Source organism: Sulfitobacter sp. (assembly GCF_041552635.1).
GTDB lineage: Bacteria > Pseudomonadota > Alphaproteobacteria > Rhodobacterales > Rhodobacteraceae > Sulfitobacter.
The window spans coordinates 1-1,444 of the sequence record NZ_JBFEKM010000358.1 but is presented as its reverse complement, the minus strand read 5'-3'; the positions used below and the strand labels follow the sequence as shown (position 1 = coordinate 1,444).

At 57.3% G+C, this 1,444-nt stretch carries 2 protein-coding genes; both read right to left on the bottom strand.

Features of this window, described 5'->3' with window-relative positions; genetic code table 11:
* Window positions 1-417, bottom strand: a 417-nt coding sequence (gene rsgA / locus ABYT07_RS21055) for a GTPase RsgA (RefSeq protein ID WP_372993945.1), incomplete at its 3' end; no start/stop codon positions are given.
* Window positions 418-544: 127 nt separating this feature from the next.
* Window positions 545-1,444 (bottom strand): radical SAM protein (locus tag ABYT07_RS21050; protein ID WP_372993944.1); only part of this gene is annotated, 900 nt, incomplete at its 5' end.

Below are 1,444 nucleotides of genomic sequence, written 5' to 3'. Positions count from 1 at the left end.
GGTGCCCGCCTCGTTGGCAAGGGCCAGATAGCGCTCCAACCGGGCCGGATTGAAATCATCGTTGCACGACGTCACGATCAACAGCGTATCGACATTTGCCGCAATCAACTGCGGCTCTCGCGCGCCGACGGTTTGACGTTCGAGCAAGGATTGCCGGTCAAGACGCCGGATCAGGCTATGATCTTGCGGATCGGCCAACACCCAATCTCCGACGGCAAATTCGGCGGTATTGCTGCGCGCAGGCAGACGCAGTTTAACGGGACCATCCTGTGAAATGGCGCTCATGCGCGCGCGATGTACGGTGGCCACCCGCAACTTTAAACACCCCGTTTCATCCGCCGCAATCTGGTCATCAAAAAAGGGCGACCAACCAAGGGCCGCCAAGGACAATGGCGCGGGGGGTGTTTTGTTATTCACAGCACTCTGAATGAGGGTGCCGCCCCGATGATGCAAGTCTTTCTGTTCAGATTGCCGTTTTTTCAGGTCGTCGAGGACCCAAGTACCGGATTATCCCTCCGCAGCCCAAGCATGGCCATGAAACAGGTTAGATCGCAGCGCTGTGGGCAGTTTTTGTAGATTTGAAAAGATCAAGCTTCCCAGCAATGATCCTGACCAGCGGTTCAAACTTGGGGTCGAGCGTCAAAATTCCGTCCCGGTATTTGAGCGCCTGAGGAAAGCTGGCGGCAACATTACTAAGGGTGCGGGCGATGGCGCAGCTTTCGGTCGGGAACTGTGCGCGCAGATCCACCGTGTTGATTTCAAACCGGCACATCAGCTGTTCAATGGCACGCGCCACCCAAAGATCGGTCTGGGTCATCACATGGCCTTTGTCGGCGGCCAAGCCCCCTGCCCCGATCGCCGACGTATATTGTGCCGTAGACGGAAAGTTCTGGCTGTAGCCTTGCGGGAATTTCGAAATGGCGGACGCGCCCATCCCGATCAACACCTCGGCAGTATCATCGGTATAGCCCTGAAAATTGCGCCGCAGATGCCCGTTGGCCAAGGCGATGGCCAGCCCGTCATCGGGTCGGGCGAAATGATCAATGCCGATGGGTACGAAACCGTCGAGTATCAACATCTCGCGGGCCTGTTCCGCCAGTTGAAATCTTGTTTGCGGTGATGGCAGCGCGGCGCTGTCGATCATCACCTGACGCTTGGACATCCACGGCACATGGGCATAGCCATAAAGCGCCAAACGGTCCGGTTGCAGGGCCATGACCTGCTCAAGCGATGCGCTAAGGCTGGGGCCGGTCTGATGTGGCAAGCCGTACAGCAAGTCCATGTTCAGACTTCGCAGGTTGGCCGCACGCAGATAGGAGACGGTCGCGTGGGTCTGTGCAAAGGATTGCTGACGCCCGATTGCATTTTGGACCCGTGGGTCAAAATCCTGCACACCGATGCTTGCACGGTTCATGCCATATGAAATCAACGTATCCAGCAAGGG